The organism is Rhodobacter flavimaris (assembly GCF_021378075.1).
GTDB lineage: Bacteria > Pseudomonadota > Alphaproteobacteria > Rhodobacterales > Rhodobacteraceae > Rhodobacter > Rhodobacter flavimaris.
The window spans coordinates 1-289 of sequence record NZ_JAJUOS010000072.1; the positions used below are offsets into that span (position 1 = coordinate 1).

Annotated in this window: 1 pseudogene; it reads right to left on the reverse strand. The window is 69.6% G+C overall.

Annotated elements, in window-relative coordinates:
* A pseudogene (locus LZA78_RS17670) lies at window positions 1–288 on the reverse strand (hypothetical protein); the annotation flags it as partial.
* Window position 289 lies beyond the last annotated feature (1 nt).

Genomic DNA, 289 nt, shown 5'->3' on the forward strand with positions numbered 1-289 from the left:
CATCAGCCCTCCGTAGACGTGAGCCGCATCCGTGCCGGCGTGCCGCCTGACCTCTTCGAACCAGATCGCCGAGATCGGACCCGACAGCCGGTCAAGTTCTGTCAGCCAGTTGGTGAAGCGCAGGTAGCGCATGCCGCCGCCGTCGTAGCGGCCGGGACGGAACGACACCGTGCCGGAGGTGATCAGCCCGTCGTAGCCGCGCAGGGCCCAGCCGGTGGTGGTGCCGAGATCGAGGGCGAGGATGCAAGACGCGGGAACGCGCCCCGGTTCGGGGCGCAGGTCCGGCATG